The organism is Nocardia sp. AB354 (assembly GCF_049538315.1).
Taxonomy (GTDB): domain Bacteria; phylum Actinomycetota; class Actinomycetes; order Mycobacteriales; family Mycobacteriaceae; genus Nocardia; species Nocardia nova.
This window is the reverse complement of sequence record NZ_JBMVFU010000025.1, coordinates 39,456-63,104: the sequence shown is the minus strand read 5'-3', so window position 1 is coordinate 63,104 and position 23,649 is coordinate 39,456. Positions and strand designations below refer to the sequence as shown.

The 23,649-nt window shown below is 67.4% G+C and carries 22 protein-coding genes and 1 tRNA gene; 8 read left to right on the top strand and 15 right to left on the bottom strand.

Going from position 1 to position 23,649, the window contains the following annotated elements; genetic code table 11:
• Positions 1–2: 2 nt before the first annotated feature.
• From ACPCUW_RS28515 to ACPCUW_RS28500, 4 genes are all read right to left on the bottom strand, one after another.
• Complete coding sequence (locus tag ACPCUW_RS28515) at positions 3–626, bottom strand: VOC family protein (RefSeq protein ID WP_423428222.1); 624 nt, start codon at positions 624–626, stop codon at positions 3–5.
• Positions 626–2,677 carry an FAD-dependent oxidoreductase gene (locus ACPCUW_RS28510; protein WP_423428220.1) on the bottom strand — a complete coding sequence of 684 codons (2,052 nt, stop codon included), beginning with the start codon at positions 2,675–2,677 and terminating at the stop codon, positions 626–628. Before ACPCUW_RS28510 ends, ACPCUW_RS28515 begins: the two co-directional genes overlap by 1 nt.
• A 4-nt stretch (positions 2,678–2,681) precedes the next feature.
• Positions 2,682–3,284, bottom strand: a complete 603-nt coding sequence (locus ACPCUW_RS28505) for a PadR family transcriptional regulator (RefSeq protein ID WP_030517834.1) — start codon at positions 3,282–3,284, stop codon at positions 2,682–2,684.
• Between the two features lie 199 nt (positions 3,285–3,483).
• The gene (locus ACPCUW_RS28500) at positions 3,484–4,101 is read right to left on the bottom strand and encodes a TetR family transcriptional regulator (protein WP_036525890.1); all 618 of its coding nucleotides are present in this window, start codon (positions 4,099–4,101) and stop codon (positions 3,484–3,486) included.
• A 169-nt stretch (positions 4,102–4,270) separates the two neighbouring features.
• Here ACPCUW_RS28500 and ACPCUW_RS28495 point away from each other — a divergent pair, with 169 nt between their 5' ends.
• The 3 genes from ACPCUW_RS28495 to ACPCUW_RS28485 are packed head-to-tail and all read left to right on the top strand — an operon-like array spanning position 4,271 to position 6,871.
• Complete coding sequence (locus ACPCUW_RS28495; RefSeq protein ID WP_082857104.1) at positions 4,271–5,380, top strand: ferredoxin reductase; 1,110 nt, start codon at positions 4,271–4,273, stop codon at positions 5,378–5,380.
• 15 nt (positions 5,381–5,395) lie between these two features.
• Complete coding sequence (locus tag ACPCUW_RS28490; RefSeq protein WP_423428217.1) at positions 5,396–6,550, top strand: fatty acid desaturase family protein; 1,155 nt, start codon at positions 5,396–5,398, stop codon at positions 6,548–6,550.
• On the top strand, positions 6,551–6,871 hold the full coding sequence (locus tag ACPCUW_RS28485; protein WP_063030418.1) for a hypothetical protein: 321 nt from the start codon (positions 6,551–6,553) through the stop codon (positions 6,869–6,871).
• Between the two features lie 6 nt (positions 6,872–6,877).
• Here the strand turns inward: ACPCUW_RS28485 and ACPCUW_RS28480 are convergent, their stop codons facing one another.
• Entirely contained in the window at positions 6,878–7,420 is a 543-nt protein-coding gene (locus ACPCUW_RS28480) for a DUF4254 domain-containing protein (protein ID WP_063015357.1), read from the bottom strand.
• A gap of 358 nt (positions 7,421–7,778) precedes the next feature.
• On the opposite strand from ACPCUW_RS28480, the gene ACPCUW_RS28475 reads away from it, so the two are divergent.
• The gene (locus ACPCUW_RS28475; RefSeq protein WP_030517840.1) at positions 7,779–8,108 is read left to right on the top strand and encodes a hypothetical protein; all 330 of its coding nucleotides are present in this window, start codon (positions 7,779–7,781) and stop codon (positions 8,106–8,108) included.
• A 159-nt stretch (positions 8,109–8,267) separates the two neighbouring features.
• Here the strand turns inward: ACPCUW_RS28475 and ACPCUW_RS28470 are convergent, their stop codons facing one another.
• Genes ACPCUW_RS28470 through ACPCUW_RS28460 form a run of 3 tightly spaced genes read right to left on the bottom strand, consistent with a single transcriptional unit; the run spans position 8,268 to position 11,054 of the window.
• On the bottom strand, positions 8,268–9,437 hold the full coding sequence (locus ACPCUW_RS28470) for an ABC transporter ATP-binding protein (protein WP_423428215.1): 1,170 nt from the start codon (positions 9,435–9,437) through the stop codon (positions 8,268–8,270).
• Positions 9,434–10,255, bottom strand: a complete 822-nt coding sequence (locus tag ACPCUW_RS28465; protein ID WP_063015359.1) for an ABC transporter permease — start codon at positions 10,253–10,255, stop codon at positions 9,434–9,436. The genes ACPCUW_RS28470 and ACPCUW_RS28465 overlap by 4 nt, the downstream gene beginning before the upstream one ends.
• Entirely contained in the window at positions 10,248–11,054 is an 807-nt protein-coding gene (locus ACPCUW_RS28460) for an ABC transporter permease (protein ID WP_063015360.1), read from the bottom strand. Before ACPCUW_RS28460 ends, ACPCUW_RS28465 begins: the two co-directional genes overlap by 8 nt.
• A 288-nt stretch (positions 11,055–11,342) precedes the next feature.
• Between ACPCUW_RS28460 and ectB the strand changes: the two genes are divergently transcribed.
• Entirely contained in the window at positions 11,343–12,596 is a 1,254-nt protein-coding gene (gene ectB / locus ACPCUW_RS28455; protein ID WP_423428213.1) for a diaminobutyrate--2-oxoglutarate transaminase, read from the top strand.
• Between the two features lie 103 nt (positions 12,597–12,699).
• On the opposite strand, the gene ACPCUW_RS28450 is transcribed toward ectB, so the two are convergent.
• The 6 genes from ACPCUW_RS28450 to ACPCUW_RS28425 form a co-directional block, all read right to left on the bottom strand.
• Entirely contained in the window at positions 12,700–13,605 is a 906-nt protein-coding gene (locus ACPCUW_RS28450) for an aromatic prenyltransferase (protein ID WP_423428212.1), read from the bottom strand.
• A gap of 263 nt (positions 13,606–13,868) precedes the next feature.
• Positions 13,869–13,944 (bottom strand) — tRNA-Gly (locus ACPCUW_RS28445).
• An 88-nt stretch (positions 13,945–14,032) separates the two neighbouring features.
• Positions 14,033–15,247 (bottom strand): DUF445 domain-containing protein, encoded by a 1,215-nt coding sequence (locus ACPCUW_RS28440; protein WP_423428210.1) that lies wholly within the window; start codon positions 15,245–15,247, stop codon positions 14,033–14,035.
• A gap of 111 nt (positions 15,248–15,358) precedes the next feature.
• On the bottom strand, positions 15,359–15,802 hold the full coding sequence (locus ACPCUW_RS28435) for a nuclear transport factor 2 family protein (protein WP_063015363.1): 444 nt from the start codon (positions 15,800–15,802) through the stop codon (positions 15,359–15,361).
• 51 nt (positions 15,803–15,853) lie between these two features.
• Positions 15,854–16,195 carry an MmcQ/YjbR family DNA-binding protein gene (locus tag ACPCUW_RS28430; protein ID WP_423428208.1) on the bottom strand — a complete coding sequence of 114 codons (342 nt, stop codon included), beginning with the start codon at positions 16,193–16,195 and terminating at the stop codon, positions 15,854–15,856.
• Between the two features lie 58 nt (positions 16,196–16,253).
• Positions 16,254–17,639 (bottom strand): dihydrolipoyl dehydrogenase family protein, encoded by a 1,386-nt coding sequence (locus tag ACPCUW_RS28425; protein ID WP_423428206.1) that lies wholly within the window; start codon positions 17,637–17,639, stop codon positions 16,254–16,256.
• Positions 17,640–17,859: 220 nt separating this feature from the next.
• On the opposite strand from ACPCUW_RS28425, the gene ACPCUW_RS28420 reads away from it, so the two are divergent.
• The 3 genes from ACPCUW_RS28420 to ACPCUW_RS28410 are packed head-to-tail and all read left to right on the top strand — an operon-like array spanning position 17,860 to position 23,275.
• On the top strand, positions 17,860–19,116 hold the full coding sequence (locus ACPCUW_RS28420; protein ID WP_423428204.1) for an amidohydrolase family protein: 1,257 nt from the start codon (positions 17,860–17,862) through the stop codon (positions 19,114–19,116).
• Positions 19,113–22,586, top strand: a complete 3,474-nt coding sequence (locus tag ACPCUW_RS28415) for an indolepyruvate ferredoxin oxidoreductase family protein (protein ID WP_423428203.1) — start codon at positions 19,113–19,115, stop codon at positions 22,584–22,586. The genes ACPCUW_RS28420 and ACPCUW_RS28415 overlap by 4 nt, the downstream gene beginning before the upstream one ends.
• Positions 22,583–23,275 (top strand): hypothetical protein, encoded by a 693-nt coding sequence (locus ACPCUW_RS28410; RefSeq protein WP_423428201.1) that lies wholly within the window; start codon positions 22,583–22,585, stop codon positions 23,273–23,275. The genes ACPCUW_RS28415 and ACPCUW_RS28410 overlap by 4 nt, the downstream gene beginning before the upstream one ends.
• 23 nt (positions 23,276–23,298) lie before the next feature.
• Here ACPCUW_RS28410 and ACPCUW_RS28405 read toward each other — a convergent pair whose 3' ends face one another.
• Positions 23,299–23,646: a hypothetical protein gene (locus ACPCUW_RS28405; RefSeq protein ID WP_146098773.1), complete on the bottom strand. Its 348-nt coding sequence runs from the start codon at positions 23,644–23,646 to the stop codon at positions 23,299–23,301.
• Between the last annotated feature and the right edge of the window lie 3 nt (positions 23,647–23,649).

Below are 23,649 nucleotides of genomic sequence, written 5' to 3'. Positions count from 1 at the left end.
GCCTACCGGGTGCCCTCATCCGCGGCGCCGGAGTTCCCCTCGCCGCGGGGCTTGGGCTCGAGGAAGGCGATCCCCCAGTCGATATGCCCGTGCCAGACCCCGGCGATCCGTCCACCCTGCACCGCCGGCTTCGGATCCCCGACCGGGCCACCGGCCGCACGCACCGCCGCCACCGTGGCATCGAGATCCGCAGTGCCGAAGGCGACGCCGACCAGCGCGGGCCGCTTCGCCGGGGCGGCGACGACCTCCAGGAACGCCTCGCCGACCCGATAGAACGCCATTTCGGGGCCGTCCGGACCACGCGGGTGGAAGCGCCGTCGCGGGCCGATCCCCAGCACGGCGTTCAGCGCGGTCACGGATTCGTCCAGATCCGGCACCCAGTAGACGACGTGGTCGACGAAGGTCACCCCGTTGGGATGGGCCGTCTCGGTCTCGACGTCGTGCAGCAGCTCCGGCACACCCAGTGTCGCCGCGTCGGACTCGATCCCCTCGAATCCCCAGCCGGTGCCGACGCCGAGCGTGCAGGAGATCCGCCCGATCCGCATCATCCCGCCCTCGACCGCGAAACCCAATGCGGCCCACGACTTCTCGTCGCCGGGCAGTCCCAGCCGGGTGAGAATCGCCATTACAGCGCCGCCGCCAGGCGGGTGCCCTGATCGATGGCCCGCTTGGCATCGAGTTCGGCTGCCACATCGGCGCCGCCGATCAGATGGATGCGCACCCCCGCCTGCCGCAGCGGATCGACCAGATCGCGCACCGATTCCTGTCCGGCACACAGGATCACGTTGTCACATTCGATGACGGTGGGCCGATTCCGCTTGTCACCGAAACTGATGTGCAACCCGCGGTCGTCGATGCGTTCGTAGTTGACGCCGCCGATCTGCTCGACACCCTTCGCCTTCACCGCCGCACGATGCACCCAGCCGGTGGTCTTGCCCAGGCTCTTGCCGAATGGAGTCGACTTCCGTTGCAGCAGTACGACATCGCGGGGCGCGGGCGAGGGACGCGCGACGGTCAGCTGCCCCGGAGCCTCCGGATCGTCGGCGGTGACACCCCACTCCTGCTTCCATTCGTCGAGCTTGCGCGCCGGATGCCCCTCGACGGTGAGGAATTCGCTGACGTCGTAACCGATTCCGCCCGCCCCGATCACCGCGACCTTCTTCCCGACCGGCTTCTCCTCGCGCACGAGTTCGGCGTAGGTGAGCACCTTCGGATGGTCGATACCCGGAATATTCGGGATACGCGGGCGCACGCCGGTGGCGAGCACCACGTGGTCGTAGCGGCCTTCGATCAACTCACCGGCGCTCACCCGGCGGTTCAGGAATACCCGCACCCCGGCGAGTTCCAGCTTGCGGGTGAAGTACCGGATCGTCTCGTTGAATTCCTCCTTGCCCGGAATCCGCCGCGCGATATCGAACTGTCCGCCGATCTTGTCGTCGGCTTCGAACAGATCCACCTTGTGGCCGCGTTCGGCGAGGTTCACCGCCGCCGACAATCCCGCCGGTCCCGCGCCCACGACCGCGATGCGCTGCATCCGCCGGGTGGGCAGCAGGCGCAGTTCGGTTTCGTGGCCGGCCCGCGGATTCAGCAGGCAGGACACGGTCTTGTGGACGAAGGCGTGGTCCAGGCAGGCCTGGTTGCAGGCGATACAGGTGTTGATCTCGTCGTCGCGGGCGGCGCGGGCCTTGGCGGCCCACTCCGGGTCGGCCAGCAGCGGCCGGGCCAGCGACACCAGATCGGCGTCGCCACGGGTGAGGATCTCCTCCGCGGTCTCGGGCATGTTGATCCGGTTCGAGGCGCAGACCGGAATGTTCACGCGCGCGGTGATTTTCGCGGTGAATTCGACGAAGGCCGCGCGCGGCACCGAGGTGACGATCGTCGGCACCCGTGCCTCGTGCCAGCCGATGTCGGTGTTGATGATGCTGACGCCCGCGGTCTCCAATTCGGTTGCCAGCGCCAGGATCTCGGGTTCGGTCTGGCCGTGTTCGACGAATTCCGCCATCGACAGCCGGAACACGATGACGAAGTCCGCGCCGACCGCGGCCCGGATCCGGCGCACGATCTCCAACGGAAAGCGCCGCCGGTTCTCCGCCGACCCGCCCCAGCGATCGGTGCGCTTGTTGGTGCGCGGCGCGAGGAACTGGTTGATCAGATATCCCTCGCCACCCATGATCTCGACACCGTCGTATCCGGCGAACTTCGCGAGCCGCGCACACCGCACGTAGTCCTCGATGGTGCGCTCGACACCCTGGTCGGAGAGTTTGCGAGGGCGGAACGGGTTGATCGGCGCCTTGATCGAGGAAGCCGAAACACTGAACGGCACATAGGCATAGCGCCCGGCGTGCAGAATCTGCAGGGCGATCTTGCCGCCCTCGGCGTGCACGGCCCTGGTGATCGCGCGATGCCGGTAGGCCTCGGTCTTGTTGGTGAGTTTGGCGCCCAATGGCAGCAGCCAGCCCTCGCGGTTGGGGGCGTAGCCGCCGGTGATGATCAGGCCCACGCCGCCGCGGGCGCGCTCGGCGAAATAGGCGGCCAGCCGGTTGGTATCCCAGGCGCGATCTTCCAGGCCGGTGTGCATCGAACCCATGACCACCCGGTTGCGCAGGGTGGTGTGGCCCAGGTCGAGCGGCTCGAACAGATGCGGATACGAATGCGGCGAATCGGAATTCGCGGTCATGGGATTACCTTTCGGAAACGGAATCCGGTTGCGGGGCTGAGGCTTCCGGATCAGGCGACGACGAGCGCGACACACCCCGCAGACCGGCCAGTACCTCGTCGCACCATTCGACGAAGCCGACCTCGACTCGGATACCGCCGCGCAGCACCAGGTACTGGTACAGGGCGGTGCCGGTGAGCCGGTCCGGGGCGGGAAAATCCTTCTTCTCGATGAGGCGGTACAGCTCCAGCCGCTGGGCGTGGTGATCGCGATGACGTTCGACCTCGGCGCGCAACGCGTCCGGATCGCCGTGGGCGGCGGCGCGGATCTTCACGCCCAATTCGCTGCGCAGCGGGCCGATATCGTCGGTCGGCTCCGCAATCCAGCGCGCCAGTTCGGCATCTCCGGCGGCGCTGACGGTGTAGACCTTCTTGTCGGGCCGCCCGTCCTGAGCGATCGCCTCGCCGGTGACCCAGCCGCGTTCCTCCATGCGCTTGAGTACCCGGTAGATCTGCTGATGCGTTGCGCTCCAGAAGAATCCGATCGATTTGTCGAATCGGCGCGCCAGTTCGTACCCCGAACCGGCCCGCTCGCTCAGCGATACCAGCAGTGCGTGTTCGAGGGCCATGCGGTGAGGTTAACCGATACCCGCTGTACTATGCAACGTGGTGCATATTCCCGGTCAGGGGAGCCGGAACTGCGAGAATCCTGTGAGGACGTGCAGTTTTCTGTATCATCACCCGCGGTGCTCTGCACTATCTCGGATACGGGAAGGGCGCCTCGCACGACCGCGAGGTCCGCGGGGCGTCCTTCTGTCCGAGGGGCGCTCAGGCGGTATGCGGTTTCCAGGCGGCCATGCCGAGGGCAATCATCCGCACTTGGCCGACGGTGCGATCGACGAGTTGCGGGCGGTCGCGCAAGGGGACGGCGACGAAGTCGGCGATGTGGTCGGCGACGGTGGAGACGATCAGGTCGGCAGCCAGTTCCAGATCATCGGTCGGCCATGCGTCCAGCGCCGGAATCCGCGACATGTCGACCACCAATTCCCTTGTGATCAACTGCATTTCGGAGGCTATCGCGGAGCGTAGCGCCGGTGCGCCCCCGTGGCGTTCGCGGATGAGGAAGCCGTAGAGGTCCTCGCGGCCGGCGATCTGAGCGAAGACGAATCGCACCGTTTCGGCCAGGCGCGCGTCCGGGGTGCGGCGCAAGTGCCGCAGCGCCAGGCGCAGCTGTCGCACGCCCTCGTCGACCAGGGCGGTTCCCAATTCGTCGAGGGAATCGAAGTGGCGATAGAAGGCGGTGGGCACGATCCCGGCCGAGCGGGCGATCTCACGCAGGCTCAGCGCCGCGAATCCGCGCTCGGCAGCCAGGGCCAGCGTGCCGTCCAGCAGCGCTCGCCGCGTGCGCTCCTTGCGCTCGACTCGGGTTTCGGCCTGCTCGCTCATCTCGCTGAGCATACATCCGTTCACGATTGGTCCATTCATGGAGATGTTGCATCGGTCACATCAGATGCAGGTTGAACTATTGCGGTACCGCCAGGCACACTAGTTCAGTGTACAGATGTGCACCGAAAAAGGTGCACATGATCAACAGACGAAGGCTGGGGAGAACCGCATGGTGGGACTGCTCGATCTGGTCCAGACACTGACCTCGCCGCACCCGCTCGACCGGTATCTGGAGTTGGTGCGACCGACACTGACGCTGCGCGATATGCGGGCCGAGATCATCGGCGTGGATCGGTCGGTGCCCGGTTCGGTGACCCTCACACTCCGTCCGACGCGACAGTGGGCCGGGCACGAGGCCGGTCAGTTCGTGCAGGTGGGCGTGCTGATCGACGGAGTGAAACACACCCGCTGCTATTCGCCGATCGATGCCGAGGCCGGCCCGCGCCGCACCCTCACGCTGACCGTGAAGGCGCATCCGGAGGGGCTGGTGTCGCAGTATCTGCACCGGCACGCGAAGCGGGGCATGGTCGTGGACCTGGCGCCCGCGTCCGGTGTGTTCCGGCTGCCGGAGCGGCGACCGGACAAGGTGGTGCTGATCAGCGGAGGCAGCGGCATCACGCCGGTGCTGTCGATGCTGTCCACCCTGGTGGCCGAGGGGTACCGCGGTGACGTGGTGTTCCTGCACTACGCCCGCTCACCCCAGGAGGTGCCGCACCGGGACCTGCTCGCCGATATCGCCCGCCGCCACGACAACGTCGACATCGTGCTGGGTTATCCGGAACTGGCCCGGTCCGAGCGGCTGGACGGCGCACCGTGGAGCTGCGCGACCGTGCCCGGCGCGAAGTTCCTCGACTACGACGAACTGTCGCGCATCGCGCCGTTCTTCGCGACCGCTCAGACCTACGTCTGCGGCCCGCCGCCGCTGATGGAGTCCGTGCGCCGCATCTATCAGGCCGAGGGCCTCGACGACCGGCTGCACAGTGAGGAATTCGTCCTCACCGCCGCGCCGGCCGACACCACCGACGTCGAGGGCGTCACCACCTTCTCGGTGAGCGGCAAGCAGTCGGAGAACACCGGTGCGAGCCTGCTCGAACAGGCCGAATCGGCCGGATTGACGCCGGAGTTCGGGTGCCGGATGGGTATCTGCTTCTCCTGCACGGCGGTCAAGCGGTCCGGCTGCACCCGCAATCTGCGCAGTGGCGAAGTGGACAGCGATCCCGACCAGCCGATCCAGCTGTGCATCAGCGCCGCGGTCGGCGACGTCGACATCGAAATCTGAAAGGGGAGAACCGTCATGACCATACTCGCCGAAACCGAGAACGGACCGCTGGTCCTGTCGCCGGAACAGGTCGCCGAGATCGGCCGCGAGCTGGACGCGCTGCGCGATCGCATCACCGCTGATCTGGGGGAGCGCGATCGCGAATACATCTACTCGATCATCAAGGCGCAGCGCGGGTTCGAGATCGCCGGGCGCGGCCTGATGTACCTGGGCTTCCTGCCGCCGTTCTGGCTGGCCGGAGTGGCGGCGCTGAGCCTGTCCAAGATTCTGGACAATATGGAGATCGGCCACAACGTCATGCACGGCCAGTGGGACTGGATGCGCGAACCCGGCCTCAATTCCCGTGTGTTCGAATGGGATACGGTGTGCCCGGCCGATCAGTGGAAGCATTCGCACAACTACATGCACCACACCTACACCAACATCCACGGTCGTGACCGCGACATCGGCTACGGCGTGCTGCGCATCGACGAGGGCCAGCAGTGGAACCCGTACTACCTGGGCAACCCGGTGTACGCGCTGGCGCTGATGCTGTTGTTCGAGTGGGGCGTGATGCTGCACGACCTCGAGGCCGACAATATCGTCAAGGGCAAGCGGAAGTGGTCGGATATCAAGCGCCTGGCCAAGGGGCAGATCCGCAAGGCGGGCCGGCAGGTGCTCAAGGACTACATCGTCTTCCCGCTGCTGAGCGGCCCGCTGTTCGTCTCCACCCTGGCCGGCAACGTGACCGCCAACCTGGTGCGCAACGTCTGGGCGTACTCGATCATCTTCTGCGGGCACTTCCCGTCGGGCGTACAGACGTTCACCGAAGAGGAGACCGAGAACGAGACGCGCGGCGAGTGGTACGTGCGGCAGATGCTCGGCTCGGCCAACATCAGCGGCAGCAAACTGTTCCACATCCTGTCGGGCAACCTGTCCCACCAGATCGAACACCACCTGTTCCCGGACCTGCCGGCCAACCGCTATCCGGAGATCGCACCCGAGGTGCGCGCACTGTGCGAGAAGTACGGCCTGCCCTACAACACCGGCCGGCTCAGCAAACAGGTCGGCTCGGTCTGGCTCAAGATCTGCACGCTCGCCCTTCCCCCGGCCATCGTCGGGAAAGGCTCGCAGCCTGGTGTTATCGTGATGCGAGAGCGGCAGGTCGAGCCGAGCGAGGTGGGCGGGTAGATGATCGGAAAATTCGAGAGCAACAAGGATCTGATCCAGGAGCTGACATCCTCCGGGGCACGACACGTCGGCAATATCGCAACGATCATTACCGGCACGGTCTCGGAAGTGACGCGCGAAATCGGTGACTGGATCACCGACGCCATCGAAATGCGGGAGGCCGCGGCCGCGGCGCACCGTGATCGGGAGGCGGCGGCCGGGGTGAACACCGGTCGCGACGAACCGGATGTGTTGATCGACGAGCCCGACTCGGCGGCGAATGTGAATGCGGCTCAGCCCATCATCGATGCCGATGTGGAAATCGTCGATCCGAAGCACTGAGCCGAGTCAGAACACCGGCAGCCGACGCCGGTGTTCGGCGATATCGGTGATCAGATCCTTGTAGCCGTCGGCCAGTTCGGCGAGGCGCACCCAGTGCAGGTGTGCCTCGCCGTCCGGTGTGGAGGCGGGGAGTTCGTCCGTCGGATGGTTCGAGGCGGGCAGTCCGAGCGCATGATGGGCGGCGACCCATTTTCCGGCCATCCGGTCGATGACCGCACCGAGGGTTTCGGTATGCAGCGAGGCGCCCTCGCGGTGCGCGATGTTGTCGGCCACCCAGACGTCGATGCATTCGACCAGCCGGGTGCGTTCGCGATCGATGTGGTCGACCAGGCGGCTGGCGCCGGCCACGCGCGCGCTCGACGCCTTCGGCGCCTGCGCCTCCCGGTAGGCGTGCCGGCGTAGTTCGTGGCAGTGGACCAGCTGCCGGGCCGCCTCCAGCACCGGATGGTCGCCGGGCGGTGGCGTCGTGGACCGGAATGCGCGCAGTAGTGCGGATACCGACGGAAGTGCGCCGGTCGCGTCGTTGTCACCGGCGTATGCGGTCGCCATCGTCTCCCACCCTCGTCTCAGCGGTCGGAATCTGGTTACGCCAGGGCCGAGGAGGTTTTCGGGGAGGGGCTCCCCTCGGCTCCGGCGTAGTCCCGCGGAATCGGACTCCGGCTGTTCGGTCGCACTGCTCACGGGTGTACGAACCGGGATATCCGCGACGATGCGAAAGACGTGTCCGAATGCGGGGACATATTCAGGAAAGCGTGTCCTGACTTGGCATGCAACGGTTGACGCGCGGAACACCCAAGGTGCCGGACAATCGTTATACGCATCACGCCGGGATCACATGATCGCGAAGATCCACCATCGGCGGCGCGGCGCCTGCGCGACCGGTCACGGGTGGCTAGCCTGAAGATTTGTGCCCGCCTATGTCTCTTCGCCGGAGCTGACCTTCGGCTTCCTGTTCGCTCTCGAAGATCCCGAGCGAATCGCCGAGGTGGTGCGAGATCTGATGGAACGTCGGACAGTCTCGGTCTTTCGCCTCGCGCACGTCTCCGGCGCGGAAGGTCCGCCCGAGCGCTATGTCGTGAACTGGGCTGCCATTCCGCAGATTTCGATCACCACCGCCGCACCGGACGCCGACGCCATCCAGGCCGAGCGGATCATGCTGGTCAACGCATTTCTCGGCGAGGGCGGTGAGGTCAGCTTGTACTCGTCGGACAGCAATCGCCCAGACGACAAGCGCTAGAGTCGATTTGCCATCGGCACCGCAATCGTTTTCGTTACGGAGACACTCCACACAGCGGCTCTTACGTCCCTCTCAGCTACCGGCCAGCGGCGATTAAGTTCCGGCCAGCAGGGTGGGTCTGGTCGATCGCCCGGCAAGGGCACCGACGACCTATGCCCCCTAGAGAGAGGTAGAAGCATGATTCCGGTCATCATCGACACCGGTAGCGCCGCGCTGAACGGCATTCTCGACACCGGCAGCGCCGCCCTCAGCGGCGTTCTGAACACCCTGTTCACCGGGTCGTTCGGCGGCTGATTCCGCCTCGTCCCCGGGGATCGCGCCCCGGGCAACCGCCCCGGCGTCCGACGGCGCCGGGGCGGTTCCGTCTGCGGCGGAGTAGATGCGGCGCACCACATCCTCGATATCGGGTTCCTCGATGGACAGGTCGCGCACCTCGACCCGGTTCGAGATGGCGGCGAGAAGCTGGGCGGCGGTGGTGATTTCGGGATCGAATGCCAGCCGCTGCCGCATGCCGCCGGCCTCGGCCGCCAGCAGTGTCGCCCCCGCGAGGTCGGTGAGATCGTCGCTGGGCCGGGCCAGATCGACGACCAGGACGCGCCGCGCGCCGACGGTGCGCGCCAGTCCCGGCAACGTGCCGTCGTAGGCGAGACGGCCGTGGTCGACCACCAGCACCCGTTCACAGAGGCGCTCGATATCGCCCATATCGTGGGTGGTGAGCAGCAGGGTGGTGCCGCTGTCCGCCCGTTCCCGGCGCAGGAACTCCCGTAGCCGCTGTTTGGACAGCACGTCCAGTCCGATGGTCGGCTCGTCGAGAATCAGCAGCTCCGGGCGATGCAGCAGCGCCGCGGCGATTTCGGCGCGCATGCGCTGACCGAGGGAGAGCTGACGGACCGGGGTGTCGAGGGTGTGCGCCATCTCGAGCTGTTCGACGAGTTCGTCCGTGCGGCGGCGGGCCGCGGCCGGTTCCAGGCGATGGATCGCGGCCAGGATGGTGAACGATTCGCGCAGCGGCAGATCCCACCACAGCTGTGACCGCTGTCCGAACACCACGCCGATCCGGCCGGCCAGTTCGCGCCGCCGGCGCACCGGATCCAGTCCGCAGGTGCGCACCGTGCCCGAGGTCGGCACCAGGATGCCGGTGAGCATCTTGATCGTGGTGGATTTGCCGGCTCCGTTGGCGCCGATATAGCCGACCGCCGAACCGGATTCGATGCGAAAGCTCATCGAATCCACGGCGGTCAGCACCTCGCGCACGCGTCTGCGGCGGCCCCGCGCACTGCGCCGGAGCACGAATTGTCTGGTCAGTTCCGATACTTCGACGGTGTTCATCCGCCCCCTCCCTGATAGTGGCGTACCCCGATGCGCCACAGCGTCGAAGCCATTATCCAAACCCACAGTGCCGCAAAAGGTCCGAACCAGGCGAGCTCGGCGGGCAGCCACCGCGGTCCGGGCAGGCCGAGCAGGGCGATCGTGGGCAGATAGGCGACGAACGACACCGGGATCGCGAATCCGAACAGCGCCCGCAGCGGTCCGGAGAACACCGAACTCGGCTGCTGGGCGGCGAAGGATCCGCCGTAGGTGAAGCTGTTGGTGAGCTCCGAGCCGTCCACCAGGTGGAATTGCAGGCCCGCGGCGCAGACGAACAGTCCGGCGAAGATGGCGATCCCGCTCACTACGCTGCTCACCGCGAGCGCGATATGCGCTGGGCTCCACTCGATATCGTTGCCGATCAGGCCGGCGGTCAGGACCACCGCCGCGACGGTGGCCCGCGACAGCCGCCGCAGCGACACATCGCTGGTGATCAGCTGGAGCAGCAGGGGCTGGGGTCGCAGATGGAAGGCGTCGAGGGTGCCCAGCCGAATGTAGGTCGCGAGGGTGTCGGTGTGGCCGACGGCGATCTGCGCGAGCGCGAAGCTCAGGTTGGACAGGCCGAACAGCAGCAGCATCTGAGTCGAGTTCAGCCCGCCCAGGGCGGTGACGTTGTGGTAGATCAACCACATTTCGGCGAATTCGACAACGCCGATCAGAAGGGAGGAGAACAGGTCGGTGGCGAACGACAGCGGATAGGCGCGCTGTGAGCGCATCCGCGAGCGCAGCACGGCCACATAGGGTGTGAGCCGGCTGCCGTACGGTGCGAGCTCAGCCACCCTGCACCTCCAGTTTGCGGCGGCCCGCCGCGATCAGAGCCCGGCCGATGCCGATCGCGATCACGATCCACAGCACCTGCATGCCGATCACCGCCCAGGCCGCCGAACCCGTTGCGCGACCGGACATCACGTCGACCGGCCCCTGGAGCAGCCAGGGAAACGGGGTCAATTGTGCGGCAGCGGCCAACGGCGCCGGAAACAGGTGGATGGGTACGTAGAGACCGGCGAGGAACGTGGACAGGATCTGGTAGAGCATTCTGACCCCGCGCGTCTCGATCAGCCAGAATCCCAGCAGGCTCACCGAGAACAACAGCAGCAGTGAAAGCGTCACGGCCGCAACGACACTGACGGCGCCGAGCAGATACGGCGCGAAGGTGCCGGGCAACACCAGTTGCGCCGTGATCAGACCGGTGGCGATGGAGGGCAAGCCGCGCAGTGCCAGTGTGCACGCCGAACCGCCGAGATCGGTTGCCAGATAGAAGAATTGGATATCGATAGGGCGTTGCAGATCGACCGCGACATCGCCGGTGCGTACCCGCTCCGCGATATCGTGCGGCGGCCCCATCACCCGCAGGGCGCCCAGCATGGCCTGCGACAACCACACGTAGGCGCCGATCGACGCACCGGTGTAGCCGCCGAAGCCCGGTGTGGAGCGCGCCGCCGCGATCATCACCGCGGCGCGGATCAGGCCGAATACGACATTGGCGGCCAGGCCCGCGAAGACGGCCGACCGGTAATTCCATTGGCGCCTGAAGCCGGCGCCGAACAGACGTGAATAAACCCCCGAGAGTGCGCGCACAAGTCGTCCAGAATACGACGTGGTCGCTCACCCGGCGAGCGAATTTCGAAGAACCGGAGTGGGGAAGTGCGGGCGGTCGGTATGGTCGTCGCACCCGACGGCCGGGCGTGCTCGGATGCTCGACGGTTGCCGGCCCCGTCTGTCGGGGCACGCCGGGCGATGTCCCGGCCGTTGCCGGGGTCGATGTGGATTCGCGCAAAACCTTGCCGCGACCTCCATCGCAGTGTTAGAAACAGTCATGTTTCACACTGGGGTCGCCGCGGTGGCTCCCGCCCCTGAGGACCGCCTATGACCACCGTTTTCGAAACGCTGGAATCGGATGTGCGTGGATACTGCCGGGTCTGGCCGACGGTCTTCGACACCGCCCGCGGCGCCTGGCTCCGTGACGAGCAGGGTCGTGAATACCTCGACTTCTTCGCCGGAGCCGGCGCGCTCAACTACGGGCACAACAATCCGATCCTGAAGGCGGCCCTGCTGGACTATCTGTCCCGCGACGGGCTCATTCACGGCTTGGATATGTCGACGGTCGCCAAGCGTGATCTGCTCGAGGCGGTGCGCGATCTGATCCTCGTCCCGCGCGGGCTCGACTACAAGGTGCAATTCCCCGGCCCGACCGGGGCGAACGCGGTGGAGGCGGCGCTGAAGCTGGCCCGCAAGATCACCGGGCGCAGCAACGTGGTGAATTTCACCAACGCCTTCCACGGTATGACGCTGGGTGCGCTGGCCGTGACCGGTAACGCCGCCAAGCGGGCGGGGGCCGGCGTGCCGCTGCCGCACGTCCATCCGATGCCCTACGACGGCTACCTGGGTGGTGCGGACGAATTGGCGTGGATCGAGCGGATGCTCGACGACACGTCCTCGGGGGTGGATAAACCGGCGGCCGTGATCGTGGAGACGGTGCAGGGCGAGGGTGGGGTGAACATCGCCGGCGCGGAGTGGTTGCGCCGGCTCGCGGAGTTGGTCGCGACGCGCGGAATTCTGCTGATCGTCGACGATGTGCAGATGGGCTGCGGACGGACCGGACCGTTCTTCTCCTTCGAGACCGCGGGCATCACTCCGGATATCGTGACACTCTCGAAGTCGATCGGCGGCTACGGCCTGCCGATGGCGCTGGTGCTGATGAAACGCGAGCTCGACCAGTGGGCGCCCGGTGAGCACAACGGCACCTTCCGCGGTAACAATCCCGCGTTCGTCACCGCGCGGGTGGCGCTGGAGGAGTACTGGCGTGACGACCGGCTCGAGCTCTCCACGCTGGCCCGCGGTGAGCGGGTGCGCGCCGCCTTGGCGCGGGTGGCGGATGCGGTGGGCGGATTGTCCACGCGGGGCCGCGGTCTGGTGCACGGCCTGGTCTTCGACGACGCCTCCGAGGCAGGCAAGGTGAGCCGGGTCGCCTTCGAGGAGGGAGTGCTCGTGGAAACCTCGGGCGCCAACGACGAGGTGGTGAAACTGCTTCCGCCACTGACCATTACGGATGCCGAGTTGGATCACGGACTCGACATCCTCGCGCGCGCTGTCGACATCGTCTGCGGCGGGCGCACATAGGGGGATCGGACCGTCGGCTGCCGACCCACACCCGGTAGCCGATCGCGGGGCCGGGTTTCCGCTGCGGGGCCCGGTCCCGCACATTCGTGTGTGCCGCGAACGGTTACGAATCGGATGTCTTCATCTTGTCCAGGATCCTGGGCTGCCACTGGTAGAACCAGCTGAATTTGTAGGACTCGCCCTCGGGCGACGAGGTGGCGGCATAGGTGTATCGCCGGTCGTTCGTGGCGTAGGGGACCTGGTCGGCGAGGTCCAGGAAGTGCGGGTCGATCGGGACGGGGAGGGCGGCCGGGTCGGGTGTGATGACCGGGAAGCACAGGCGCTCGATCCGCGACGATTCCCAGCTGAACGTGGCGTATATGTCGAATGCCTTCGCGGTGAGCGAGAGGAATTGCGCGCTGGGTTCCGGGAATCCGGCATCCCGATGCAGAGACGCGATGGCGTCGGGTGCGAAGTGGTCGGCGGTAAGCCCGGGGAAGTACACGTTCATCGTCTTGTCGTGGTAGTCGATGCCGAGGAGGCCGACCTTGTCCGCCAGGCCGTGCCGGGCGAACATATCGGCGTGGTCGGCGAGACCGGCCGGCATGGAGGGGAGTGCGGCGAGTTCCGGCACGTTCTGCACGCCGTCCGCGGGAAAGAACGGCCAGATCTTCTTGAAGCCGCCGGCCACGCCGATGTCGATGCCGTAGCTGTCCACGGGGAAGCGCGTGCGGACCTGGTCCAGCAGTGAGCCGATCGGATGATCGGTCTCCGGGATCAGCCCGTTCGAACGCGCGATGTCGTACGGGTCGATGTCTTTCGGCAGCGTGAGAAAGCGATAGTCGAGGTCGCCCGAGCGACGGGCTTGGGTGACCACCCGGAAAGAGATCACCGATTGCGTGAGCATCGGGCCGTATGCGTTCAGGAGCGGCCACACAGCGTCCGGAGTGCAGGCGACGTTCGCCAGCCGCGCGGATTTCTCGATGGCCGCATACAGATCGTCCAGCGCGGATTCGGTAGTGGTGGACATGCGTCCTTCCTGAGGTGGGTGCTACGAGCAACATCGCGGTCTCGCCGAGACGACGGCCGGGCAGTGAGTGCTGCCCCGGCGGAGTCGAATGCGGAACGCGCACAGGATTTTACGAATCGATGTCGCCGACAGGCTGTGGTCGACTGCCCGCTGCTGGGAGCTTGTCGGGTTCGGGACTTTCGATAACCCCGTGACGAACGAGAGAAGGAAGTGGACTTCGGCTGCGAGCAGGATGGCTCGACGCTACCGGTCCGGTACTTTCGTGGAGCGGATGACGGGATTCGAACCCGCGACCCTCACCTTGGCAAGGTGATGCGCTACCAACTGCGCTACATCCGCATCCCGCCTCGCGGCGGTGCGAGAAAAACAATAGCCGATGGCGGCGCGCAACCGCGAATCCGCAGGTCAGCGCGCTGCGTAGATGACCTCAGCTGAGCAGCAGGTGCACCTGCAGTTCACCCACCAGAAAGCCGAGCACACCGCCGATGGCGACCAGTTTCCACTCGTCCTGTTTGAACGCCGGGCGCAGCAACCCTTCGTATTCGTCGTCGGTGAGCTGGCGGGTCTTCTCGATCACCAGACTGCGCAGATCCAGCGTGCGCATCGCGTGATCTTCGAATCCGGCTGCGGCACTGCGGATGTAGGCCAGCATCTCGGGCACGATCTCGCGTTTGACCCGGGTGATGGAATCGCCGGCGACCAGCATCACCAGCGGTCGCGCGGGTGCGGACTGCGTATCGATGAATTCGTCCATCCGTCGCGCCAGAATCGAGGCCAGCCGGTCCGAGCGCTCGCCGTTGAGGACCGCCTCTCGCATCTTGGCCGGGGTGAGGATTTCGGTGGCGATCAGGTCGCCGTAGTCGACGCAGACCTGTTCGCGGCGCTTGTGGAACAGCCCCTGCCAGCCGATGCGGCCGAAGATCCGCCACGGCCGCACAGGTCGGAAGATCATCTGCAACGCCAGCCAGTCGGTGACCAGGCCGGTGAATCCGCCGAACAGCGGCATCAGCCACGAGGAGTGGGTGAAGGCCCAGGTGATCATCTGGACGAAGCCCAGCAGGGTGCCGAACAACAGGCCGGAGCGCACGATGAAGCGCAGTTCGTGATGGCCCACCCGGCGCACCATCTCCACCAGCAGCGCCTTGTCGTTGACCAGGGTGTCGATGGCGATGGACCGCAGATCCATGATCTGGTCGAGATTGGTCCGCAGGTCGGTGACGATCTCGTCGATGAGGTCGGGGACATCGCGCTGGACCCGGCGGATCATCGCCTCACGGGCGAACTGCGGCATGGTCACCCACAGCCGCGGTTCGTAGCGCATCATCAGCTCGTCGACGGTGTGCGCGACGGCGTCGTCGAGCGGTTCGCGCAGGGTGGTGGTGAGCTCGGCGACGTCGATGCGGCCGAGGATCTCCTGCGGATCGATCAGCCGCGAGAACATCAGGTCCACCGCGATCGTCGCCATTCTCGGCGCCGCCTTCGGAATCACGCCCTGCCACCCGAACCAGGGTGGGATGCCGCGGAATTCCAACGGACGGCACAGCATTTCGACGGCGACGAGTTTGGTGGTCCAGCCGATGAAGGCGGCGATCACCGGAATCGAGCAGTAGAGCAGCCAGTGCTCGGTGAAATCGGCGATCACGCGTCCGCCCTGTGGGGAGCCCGCGCCCAGCGGAGGTTCGGCGAACAGCGCTGCAACGGTGGGGAAATGTCGAGCCGCACGCGCGAACAGTAACAGGTTCTATGGAGGCGTTTACTGGGAGCCGGGGCTGGCGGCCAGGAACATGTAGCTCTTCTCCTCGACCCGCCGCGCGATCCGCCAGGCGCCGTCCACGCGGGTGAAGGTATCCAGGTACCACAGGCCGCACAGCATGAGGTTCTGCTTCCCCTCCGCTTCGCCGACGAGCATCGGGTTGTGGCACATGGTGCGGCCGGTGGCGGTATCGCCGTCGACGGTGATGGAGGAATTGCTGATCAGATGCTGGAAGGCGGGAAAGTTCGGCATCACCGTGGCGAGGAACTTCTTGATCTCGGGCAGGCCCCCGCTGGCGCCGCCCATGGCCGAGTAGTCGATCTGCGCGTCGGCGGTGAAGACGTCGTCGAGCAGATCCCACTGCTGGGTGTCCACGGCATGGGAGTATCGGACCATCAGATCCTCGATCTCGATCCGATCCGAAATCTCTTGCAGCGACAGCATTTTTCCTCCAGTGGTAGCGGCTCGGCGACGATGCGGACCAGACGATGCGGGCTATCCGGAAGCCGCGTCGAAGGCGCGCACCAGGGTGCGCGGCGCCTTGTGTCGCCAGGCGTCGGTGAGCAATTCGCTCAGTAGGCCGGTGTCGGCGGCGCTGAGGTCGACGCGGACCGCCGACAGGTGCTTGCCCCACCACTTCTCCGTGCAGCAGTCCGGATATTCCGCGACGGCCTCCCGGATATCGGCTTCACTCGCCATCACGTGGGCGTGCGTGGGGTCGGGCAGGGTCGCGAAGATCGCCTTGCGGACGCGGAACGACGGCATGTCGAAATGCGGCGCTTCGGTGGACTCGGGTAGTCCCAGCGCAATTCGCCGGACGTCGTCGGCATCGGCCATGGGCCGATTATGCGGCCGAATCCGCGTCGTCGCGTCCGGTTCCGCGAGATGGGCCGTACTAGCCGAGGTCGGCGAGGGCGGCCTCGATCGCGCGGTGGAAGGTGGGGTAGGCGTAGATCATTTCCCGCAGCGTGGTGACCGGCACCCGGGCGTGCACCGCGACGGCCAGGGCGCTCAGCACCTCGCCACCGACCGGGCCGACCGAGGTGGCGCCGACCAGAATGCCGCGATCGGCGTCGGCGACCAGCTTGACGAATCCGGCGTTGCCGGGCCCGTGAATCCAGCCGCGGGTCGAATCCGGGACCTCGGCCCGTCCGGTCCAGACGCTCAGTCCGGCGTCGCGGGCCTGCGACTCCGTCATCCCGACCGCGCCCACCTCCGGTTCGGTGAAGGTGACATTGGGAACCGCGTGATACTGCGCGGGTTCGGTGAGGGAGCCGAGGATGTCCGCGGCGGCGATGCGCGCCTGGTACATGGACATGTGGGTGAACGCGCCGTGTCCGGTGACGTCCCCGATCGCCCAGACCCCCTCGGCGGCGCGCAGCCGGTCGTCGACCCGGATGCCGTGCGCCTGTTCGTCCAGGCCGATGGCGCCGACGCCCAGTGCGGACAGATCGGTGTAGCGGCCGGCGGCGACCAGCAGGCGCTGGGCGCGGATCGGATCACCGTTGCTCAGCCGCACGGTGAAATAGCTGCCGTCGTGGTCGATGCGGGTGGCCTCGACGCCGGTTCGGACCGAAATACTCTCTTCGGCAAAGACTTTGGCGAGCAGGTCGGCGGCCTCGGGCTCGGCGCGCGGGAGCAGCCGGCTGCGCACGGCCATCGTCACCTCGGCGCCGAACCGCGAGAAGATCTGGGCGAATTCCGCGCCGACCGGTCCGCCGCCGAGCACGATCAGCGATTCCGGCGCCTCGGTGGTGGTCACCGCCTCGCGATTGGTCCAGTACGGGGTGTCGGCCAGACCCTCGATCGGCGGTACGGACGGGGCGGTGCCGGGATTCAGCACGATTGCCCGCAGGGCGCGGAAGTCGCGCGGTCCGTCGGCGGTATCGACGCGGACCTGGCCTGGACCGGTGATGCGCCCCCAGCCCCGCACGAAGGTGCCGCCGGCGGATTCGAATCGTTCGACCGCGACCTTGTCGTCCCAGTTGTCGGTCGCCTCGTCGCGGATCCGCTTCGCCACCGGCGCCCAATCCGTATGCACCTGGGCACTTCCCGCGAGGGTGCCGACCCGGCGCGCCTCGGCCAGGGTCTCGGCGGCGCGCACCATCATCTTGGTCGGCACACAGGCGTAGTAGGGGCATTCGCCGCCCAGCAACCGGCCTTCGACGCCCACCACCGCGAGTCCGGCGCGCGCCAATTCGGTCGCCACGGCCTCGCCGCCGGGCCCCATGCCGATGACGACGGCATCCACGGATTCGGTCGCCGGGGTTTCGGCGGGCATGCGATCACGCTCCTCTGATTCGACTCGGTGGGGGACGGCGGGGTCCCGCAGACCATGGTGACAGCTGCGACGCCGCCGGTGGGGGATCGACAAGTACCCATCGCGGGATTCCGTTGCGCGCGCTGACGGGTGGATGGATGATTCTCGAAAGTAAGAATTGGACTCTCGTGACGGTCCTACGGTGATAAAGTAAGTACTCGCTCAGTACTGGAGGTCGCTGATGACGGAGCGAATGCTGCTGACCAATGGGCGGATCCTGACCTGCGGTGGTGATCTCGCCGAACGCCCGCGCGCGGGATCGGTGCTGATCGAGGGGGATCGGATCGCCGAGGTCTCGATCGGTGCGGACATCGCGGTCGATCCGGGAGCCGTGCGGGTGGTGGATCTGCGCGGCGCCACGGTGTTGCCAGGTCTGGGTGACGCGCACACACATATCAGCTGGCCGCTGGATTTCGTCTTCGACCACGCGGCCGTCGCGGCGGCACCGCCGGCGCGGCACATCCTCGACGTCGCCGCCGTGGCGAAAACCTATCTGCACAGCGGTTACACGCTGCTGATCGGTGCCGGAGCCACCCAGCCGCAGGACGATCTGCTCATCCACGATGCGGTGGAGCGGGGTCTGATCGCGGGGCCGCGCCTGATTCCCTGCGGGGCGATGATCGCCGAGCGCGGGGGCCTCGGCGGCGAAGAGGGCGGCCTGATGGAGGTCGTGGACGGGGTTCGCGATATCCGCGAGGTCGTCGCCCGGCAGTGCGACAGTGGCGTGCGGTCGCTCAAACTGTTCATCTCCGGCGACGGCGTGATGCCCGAGCATCCGTCCGAGGACGTCTATATGAACGACGAGATGCTCTCGGCCGCAGTGGAAGTCGCGGACCGCTACGGCGCCTTCGTCACGGTGCACGCCCGCGGTGCGGCCAGTGTGGCGATGGCCGCGCGCACCGGCGTCCGCATCATCCATCACGCGTGTTTCCTCGACGACGAGGCGCTGACCGCGCTGGAGGCGCGCCGCGACGACGTCTGGGTATGTCCGGGCCTGCACTATCTGTACGCCGTGGTCGCGGGCCGGGCAGAGCAATGGGGCATCACCCGGGACCGGGTCGACGCGTCCGGCTATCGCGACGAATTACGCGCTCAGATAGACGGATTGCACAAGCTGAAGGCCGCCGGTATTCCGATTCTCTCGGGGGGCGACTTCGGGCATCAATGGACCCGGCACGGCACCTATGCCGCGGAACTGCAGCGCTATGTCGAGTTGATCGACATGTCCCCGATCGAGGCGATCCACACCGCCACCCGCCACATGGGTCCGGCGGCGCGTCTGGACACCGGTGAGATCCGGTCCGGACTGCTGGCCGATCTGATCGTCGTCGACGGCGACCCGACCGTGGATATCACTGTGCTGCAAGATCATTCGAAGCTGCGAACGGTGATCAAAGGCGGCGACGTCGCCTACGTCGACCCCCGGGTCTATCCGTGACGGCGCAGACGCCGGTGCTCTCGGGAGTCCAGACGCTGGTGCGGCTGCTCGCCCTGCGCCACGAACTGGACCTGCGCGACGGGACGACCACCGCCACCATGGTTTCCGGATACCCGGGGTCGCCGCTGGGCGGTTTCGATCTGGAACTGGACCAGCACGAACCGCGGCGATATCGCATCGTGCACCGGCCCGGGCTGAACGAGGAGCTGGCGGCGGCCACGGTCTGGGGCAGCCAGATGGGCGCCGCCCTCGCCTACGACCGTGTCGACGGCGTGGTGGGCGCCTGGTACGGCAAGGGGCCGGGCCTGGATCGCTCGGGTGACGTACTCAAACACGCCAATGCGATGGGGGCCGGTCCGGGCGGCGGGGCGGTGGTGTTCTGTGGTGACGATCCGGCCGCGAAATCGTCCACCCTGGCCTGCGACAGCCAGTACACCTTCGCCGACGCCGGCATGCCGGTGCTGTTTCCGGGTGATCAGCAGGACATCCTCGACCTTGGTATCCACGCCTTCCGGATGTCGCGCTATGCCGGATGCTGGGTCGGCCTGAAGATCGTCACCGCCGTCGCCGACGGAATCGGCACGGTCGACACGGATCTCGCGCGCCATCATCCGGCCGAACCGCACATCACCATCGCGGGACGGACCTGGTCGCATCGACCGCAGGCGACCATCGGCCCGCATGCGGTGCCCGGCCAGGAAGAGCTGATCAACGAGCATCGGCTGCGCGCGGCCCGCGCCTATGCCCGGCACAACGGCCTCGACCGGACGGTCGGCCCGGACACTGCCGAACTCGGGATCGTGTGCGCGGGCGCCACGTATTTCGATGTGGTGCAAGCGTTGTCGGAGCGCGGAGTGCGCAGTGCCGATCTCGCCGCGGCGGGTGTGCGCATCCTGCGGCTGGGCATGACCTACCCCCTGGTCGAGGAGACCGTCGTCGAGTTCGCGGATTCGGTGCGGCGGTTGCTGGTGGTGGAGGAGAAGCGGCCGTTCGTCGAGACGCAACTGCGCGCGGTGCTGCACGAGGCCCGGCATCGAATTCCGGTGCTGGGCAAGCGGGATCGCGACGGTGCGCCCCTGGTGCCCGGATCCGGTGTGCTCGATCCGAAGGCCGTGGGCGACATTCTCGACCGTGTTCTTCCGGCGCTGCGCCCGGCGACGCCGCCTCGCCTCGATCTGCCGCTGCTGGTGACGCCGGCCCGCGCGCCCGCGTACTGCAGCGGCTGCCCGCACAATCGGTCCACCGTCGTACCGGAGGACGCGCTGGTCGGGGGCGGGGTCGGCTGTCACGGCATCATGTATTTCGAGGCCCGTAACCGCGACCTGACGACGCTGCCGCCGACGCCGATGGGCGCCGAGGGGGTGCCGTGGATCGGATTGTCACCGTTCGTCGCGGCGCCCCATCTGATCCAGAATCTCGGTGACGGCACCCTGACCCATTCCGGCATCCTCGCGGTTCGCGCGAGTGTGGCCGCCGGAACCGACATCACCTTCAAGATCCTCTACAACGCGGCGGTCGCGATGACCGGCGGTCAGGAGGTGACCGGACTGCAGGACGTGCCCGCCCTCACGCGGGCACTGCAGGCCGAGGGGGTGCGCGAGATCGTGGTGTGCGCCGAGGATCCCGGCCGCTACGGCCGCCGCGCGCGATGGGCGCCGGGCGTGGAGGTGCTGGGCCGCGATCGGCTGGCCGAGGTGCAGCAGCGGCTGCGAACGGTGCCCGGCGTGACGGTGATCATCTACGACCAGCGGTGTGCGGCCGAGGCGCGGCGGCTGCGGAAGCGCGGTCTGCTGCCGGAGCCGCCCCGCCGGGTCGTCATCAACGAGGCGGTCTGTGAGGGCTGTGGCGACTGCGGCACGAAGAGCAACTGCCTGTCGGTGCTGCCCGTGGACACCGAATTCGGCACCAAGCGGCGTATCCACGATTCCTCGTGCAATCGTGACTACACCTGCCTGGACGGCGACTGTCCGTCCTTCGTCACCATCGAGCCGAAAGCCGCTGGGCGCCGGCGGAAACGAGCGCCGCGTGAGCGGCCGCGACTTCCGGCGGGATCGTTGCCGGAGCCGGTGCCGCCGGCGGTCGGCGAGCGCTACAGCATCTACTTCACCGGGATCGGCGGCACCGGAATCGTCACCGCCAACCGGATCCTCGTGCGGGCCGCCGAGGCGGCGGGCTGGGTGGTCGGCGGGATGGATCAGACCGGGCTCTCGCAGAAGGCGGGGGCCGTGGTGTCGCATCTGCATCTGGCGGCCGATCGCGCGGGACTGAGTGCGGCGGCGGTGAGCAGTGGCGGCGCCGATCTGTACCTGTCGGGCGACATCCTGCAGGCCGCCACCGCCGAACACCTCGCGAAAGCCCGTGCGGGGCAGGCCGTTGCGGTGGTCGACCGGACCGTCACGCCGACCGCGGCGATGTTGCAGAGCCATACCGCGGCCCCCGATGTGGCGGCATTGGAAGCCGCGATCGCCGATCGGATCGGCGCGCCGCGAACCTCGGTGATCGATGCGCGACGCGTCGCCGAGCGCATCTTCGCCGATCACCTTCCCGCGAATGTCGTGTTGCTGGGGGCGGCCTTTCAGCTGGGTGGCGTGCCGGCGACGGCGGCCCATATGGCGCAGGCGTTGGCGGGGCGCGGCCGGGCGGCGGCGGACAACCGGCTCGCGTTCGACTGGGGTCGCTGGCTGGTGCACGATCCCGCCGCCGTCGCGGCGGCGTTGGGGGGCGAGCGCGTGGCATCCACCGCGCGCGGGTACGAGCCGACGGCGGCGGCCACTGCATCGGCGGAAAGACTTGTGGTGCAGCGTAATCTGCCGTCCGAGCTCCGCGAGGTGCTGCGTCGCCGGACCGCTCAGGTGATCGATTACCAGAGCGTGGGCCGTGCGCGCCGGTACCTCGAACTCGTCGGCTACGCGGCCGCGCGCGACGATGCCGCACGGGAGTGGAAACTGACCCGCGCGGTCGCCGAGTCGTGGTTCGCCCTGCTGACTTACAAGGACGAATACGAGGTCGCGCGTTTGCACTTGGCCGCGGACTACGACGCGGTGGCGGCCGAGCTCGGGCTCGATGGCGGCTACGCGCTGACCTACCACCTGCACCCGCCGATACTGCGGCGTCTGGGAATGGCGCGGAAGCTGCCGGCGGGCCGGACCTATTCGCTCGCCTTCCGGGCACTGCGACGGTTGAAACGCCTGCGTGGCACACCGTTCGACCCGTTCGGATGGGACCGCGACCGGCGCGCCGAACGCGCCGTCATCGTGGAATACGCGCGGCTCGTCGCCGAAATCACCGATGCCGGCGCGGACGTGCCCTACGACCGGCAGGTGGAGTTGGCGGCCTCGGCCGCGACGATCAAGGGCTACGGCCCGATCAAGGAACGCGGTATCGAGCGCTGGCGCGCCGGAATTGCGGCATGGCGGGCCGAACACCGTTCGGCGGGAGCGGTTTCCGAGGCGAGCGGGGCGTTGCCGTGATCAAACGTCTGCGTTTCGCCACCCGCTCCCCGCAGCTGTCCTTCGACGGTTTCGCCCGGCAGTGGCCGCTGCTGTGTGCCGCGGCGGCCGACGCACCCAGCGGACTGCGACCGGTCCGGGTGGCGGTCTGCACCGTCCTTCCCGATCTGACCGGGCCGGATGCCCGGCACGACGGTGTGGTCGCCGAATGGTTTCGCGATATCCGGCATCTGCGGCGCCACGACCGGTGGCGCTCTCGACGCGGCGATGCGGCCGAGACGGTGACGCTCCCGGCCCGTGCGACGGAAGTGATTGCCCGCGAACAGGTTCTGCGCGGCGGCGACTGGCTGCGACACCGATGGGACGACGGTGGTGATCGACTGAAACATATGGCGGTCGCGGTGCGGGCGGCGAACCTGACGCCGGAGGAATTCGCGGCACGCTGGACCGCACATGCGGGCACCGTGCGGCGACCGGGCGCCGCGCCAGTGGCGATACCCGACTCGGCCCGCGGCCGCGCCTATGTGCAGAACCATCCGGTGGCCGCGACCCGCACCGGCTACGACGCGGTGAACGAGGTCTACTTCGACGACCTCACCGGCCTGCGCACGCGCATCGACTGGTTCCGCGCGCACGGCCCGACCGGGCCCGATGAACTGTTCGAGCGATCGTGGTTTCTCGCCGCCCGGGAGATAGTGCTGTCCGGCTGAGCGACGGTGTGCCGCCGCGCCGGTCAGCGGCACATGACCACGAGGCGCCGGGAGATGTGCACCGGGGTCCCGGCGAGCACCATGGGTAGCGCCGCCGCGCTGAGGATCGCCGGTTGAATGCGCCCGCCGACGATCGGATGTGCCTGGGCGCCGTAGTTGTCCAGGGTGAAGGCGAGGTCGGTGGTCGGCTCCGCCGGGCAGTCCGCCGGATCCGGTTCCGGGAAGCACCACTTCCAGCGACCCTCGGTGGTGGAGAAACAGATTTCGATGTAGTCCGCGCGTGCGGGGCAGGGTCCGGCCGATTCGACCGTGGCGCGGACGAACGACTCGCCGTCGAACGCCGCACCGCACATCCGTGATCCGGTTCGCATCGG

What these genes read in the sequence shown, in the direction of transcription:
- ACPCUW_RS28435 (WP_063015363.1), bottom strand. Translation starts at nt 15,802, where the DNA reads ATGCTGTCGCTGCAAGAGATTTCGGATCGGATCGAGATCGAGGATCTG.
- ACPCUW_RS28425 (WP_423428206.1), bottom strand. Translation starts at nt 17,639, where the DNA reads ATGCCCGCCGAAACCCCGGCGACCGAATCCGTGGATGCCGTCGTCATC.
- ACPCUW_RS28515 (WP_423428222.1), bottom strand. Translation starts at nt 626, where the DNA reads ATGGCGATTCTCACCCGGCTGGGACTGCCCGGCGACGAGAAGTCGTGG.
- ACPCUW_RS28505 (WP_030517834.1), bottom strand. Translation starts at nt 3,284, where the DNA reads ATGGCCCTCGAACACGCACTGCTGGTATCGCTGAGCGAGCGGGCCGGT.
- ACPCUW_RS28450 (WP_423428212.1), bottom strand. Translation starts at nt 13,605, where the DNA reads ATGTCCACCACTACCGAATCCGCGCTGGACGATCTGTATGCGGCCATC.
- ACPCUW_RS28485 (WP_063030418.1), top strand. Translation starts at nt 6,551, where the DNA reads ATGATCGGAAAATTCGAGAGCAACAAGGATCTGATCCAGGAGCTGACA.
- ACPCUW_RS28510 (WP_423428220.1), bottom strand. Translation starts at nt 2,677, where the DNA reads ATGACCGCGAATTCCGATTCGCCGCATTCGTATCCGCATCTGTTCGAG.
- ACPCUW_RS28430 (WP_423428208.1), bottom strand. Translation starts at nt 16,195, where the DNA reads ATGGCCGATGCCGACGACGTCCGGCGAATTGCGCTGGGACTACCCGAG.
- ACPCUW_RS28420 (WP_423428204.1), top strand. Translation starts at nt 17,860, where the DNA reads ATGACGGAGCGAATGCTGCTGACCAATGGGCGGATCCTGACCTGCGGT.
- ACPCUW_RS28495 (WP_082857104.1), top strand. Translation starts at nt 4,271, where the DNA reads ATGGTGGGACTGCTCGATCTGGTCCAGACACTGACCTCGCCGCACCCG.
- ACPCUW_RS28480 (WP_063015357.1), bottom strand. Translation starts at nt 7,420, where the DNA reads ATGGCGACCGCATACGCCGGTGACAACGACGCGACCGGCGCACTTCCG.
- ACPCUW_RS28490 (WP_423428217.1), top strand. Translation starts at nt 5,396, where the DNA reads ATGACCATACTCGCCGAAACCGAGAACGGACCGCTGGTCCTGTCGCCG.
- ectB (WP_423428213.1), top strand. Translation starts at nt 11,343, where the DNA reads ATGACCACCGTTTTCGAAACGCTGGAATCGGATGTGCGTGGATACTGC.
- ACPCUW_RS28500 (WP_036525890.1), bottom strand. Translation starts at nt 4,101, where the DNA reads ATGAGCGAGCAGGCCGAAACCCGAGTCGAGCGCAAGGAGCGCACGCGG.
- ACPCUW_RS28470 (WP_423428215.1), bottom strand. Translation starts at nt 9,437, where the DNA reads ATGAACACCGTCGAAGTATCGGAACTGACCAGACAATTCGTGCTCCGG.
- ACPCUW_RS28405 (WP_146098773.1), bottom strand. Translation starts at nt 23,646, where the DNA reads ATGCGAACCGGATCACGGATGTGCGGTGCGGCGTTCGACGGCGAGTCG.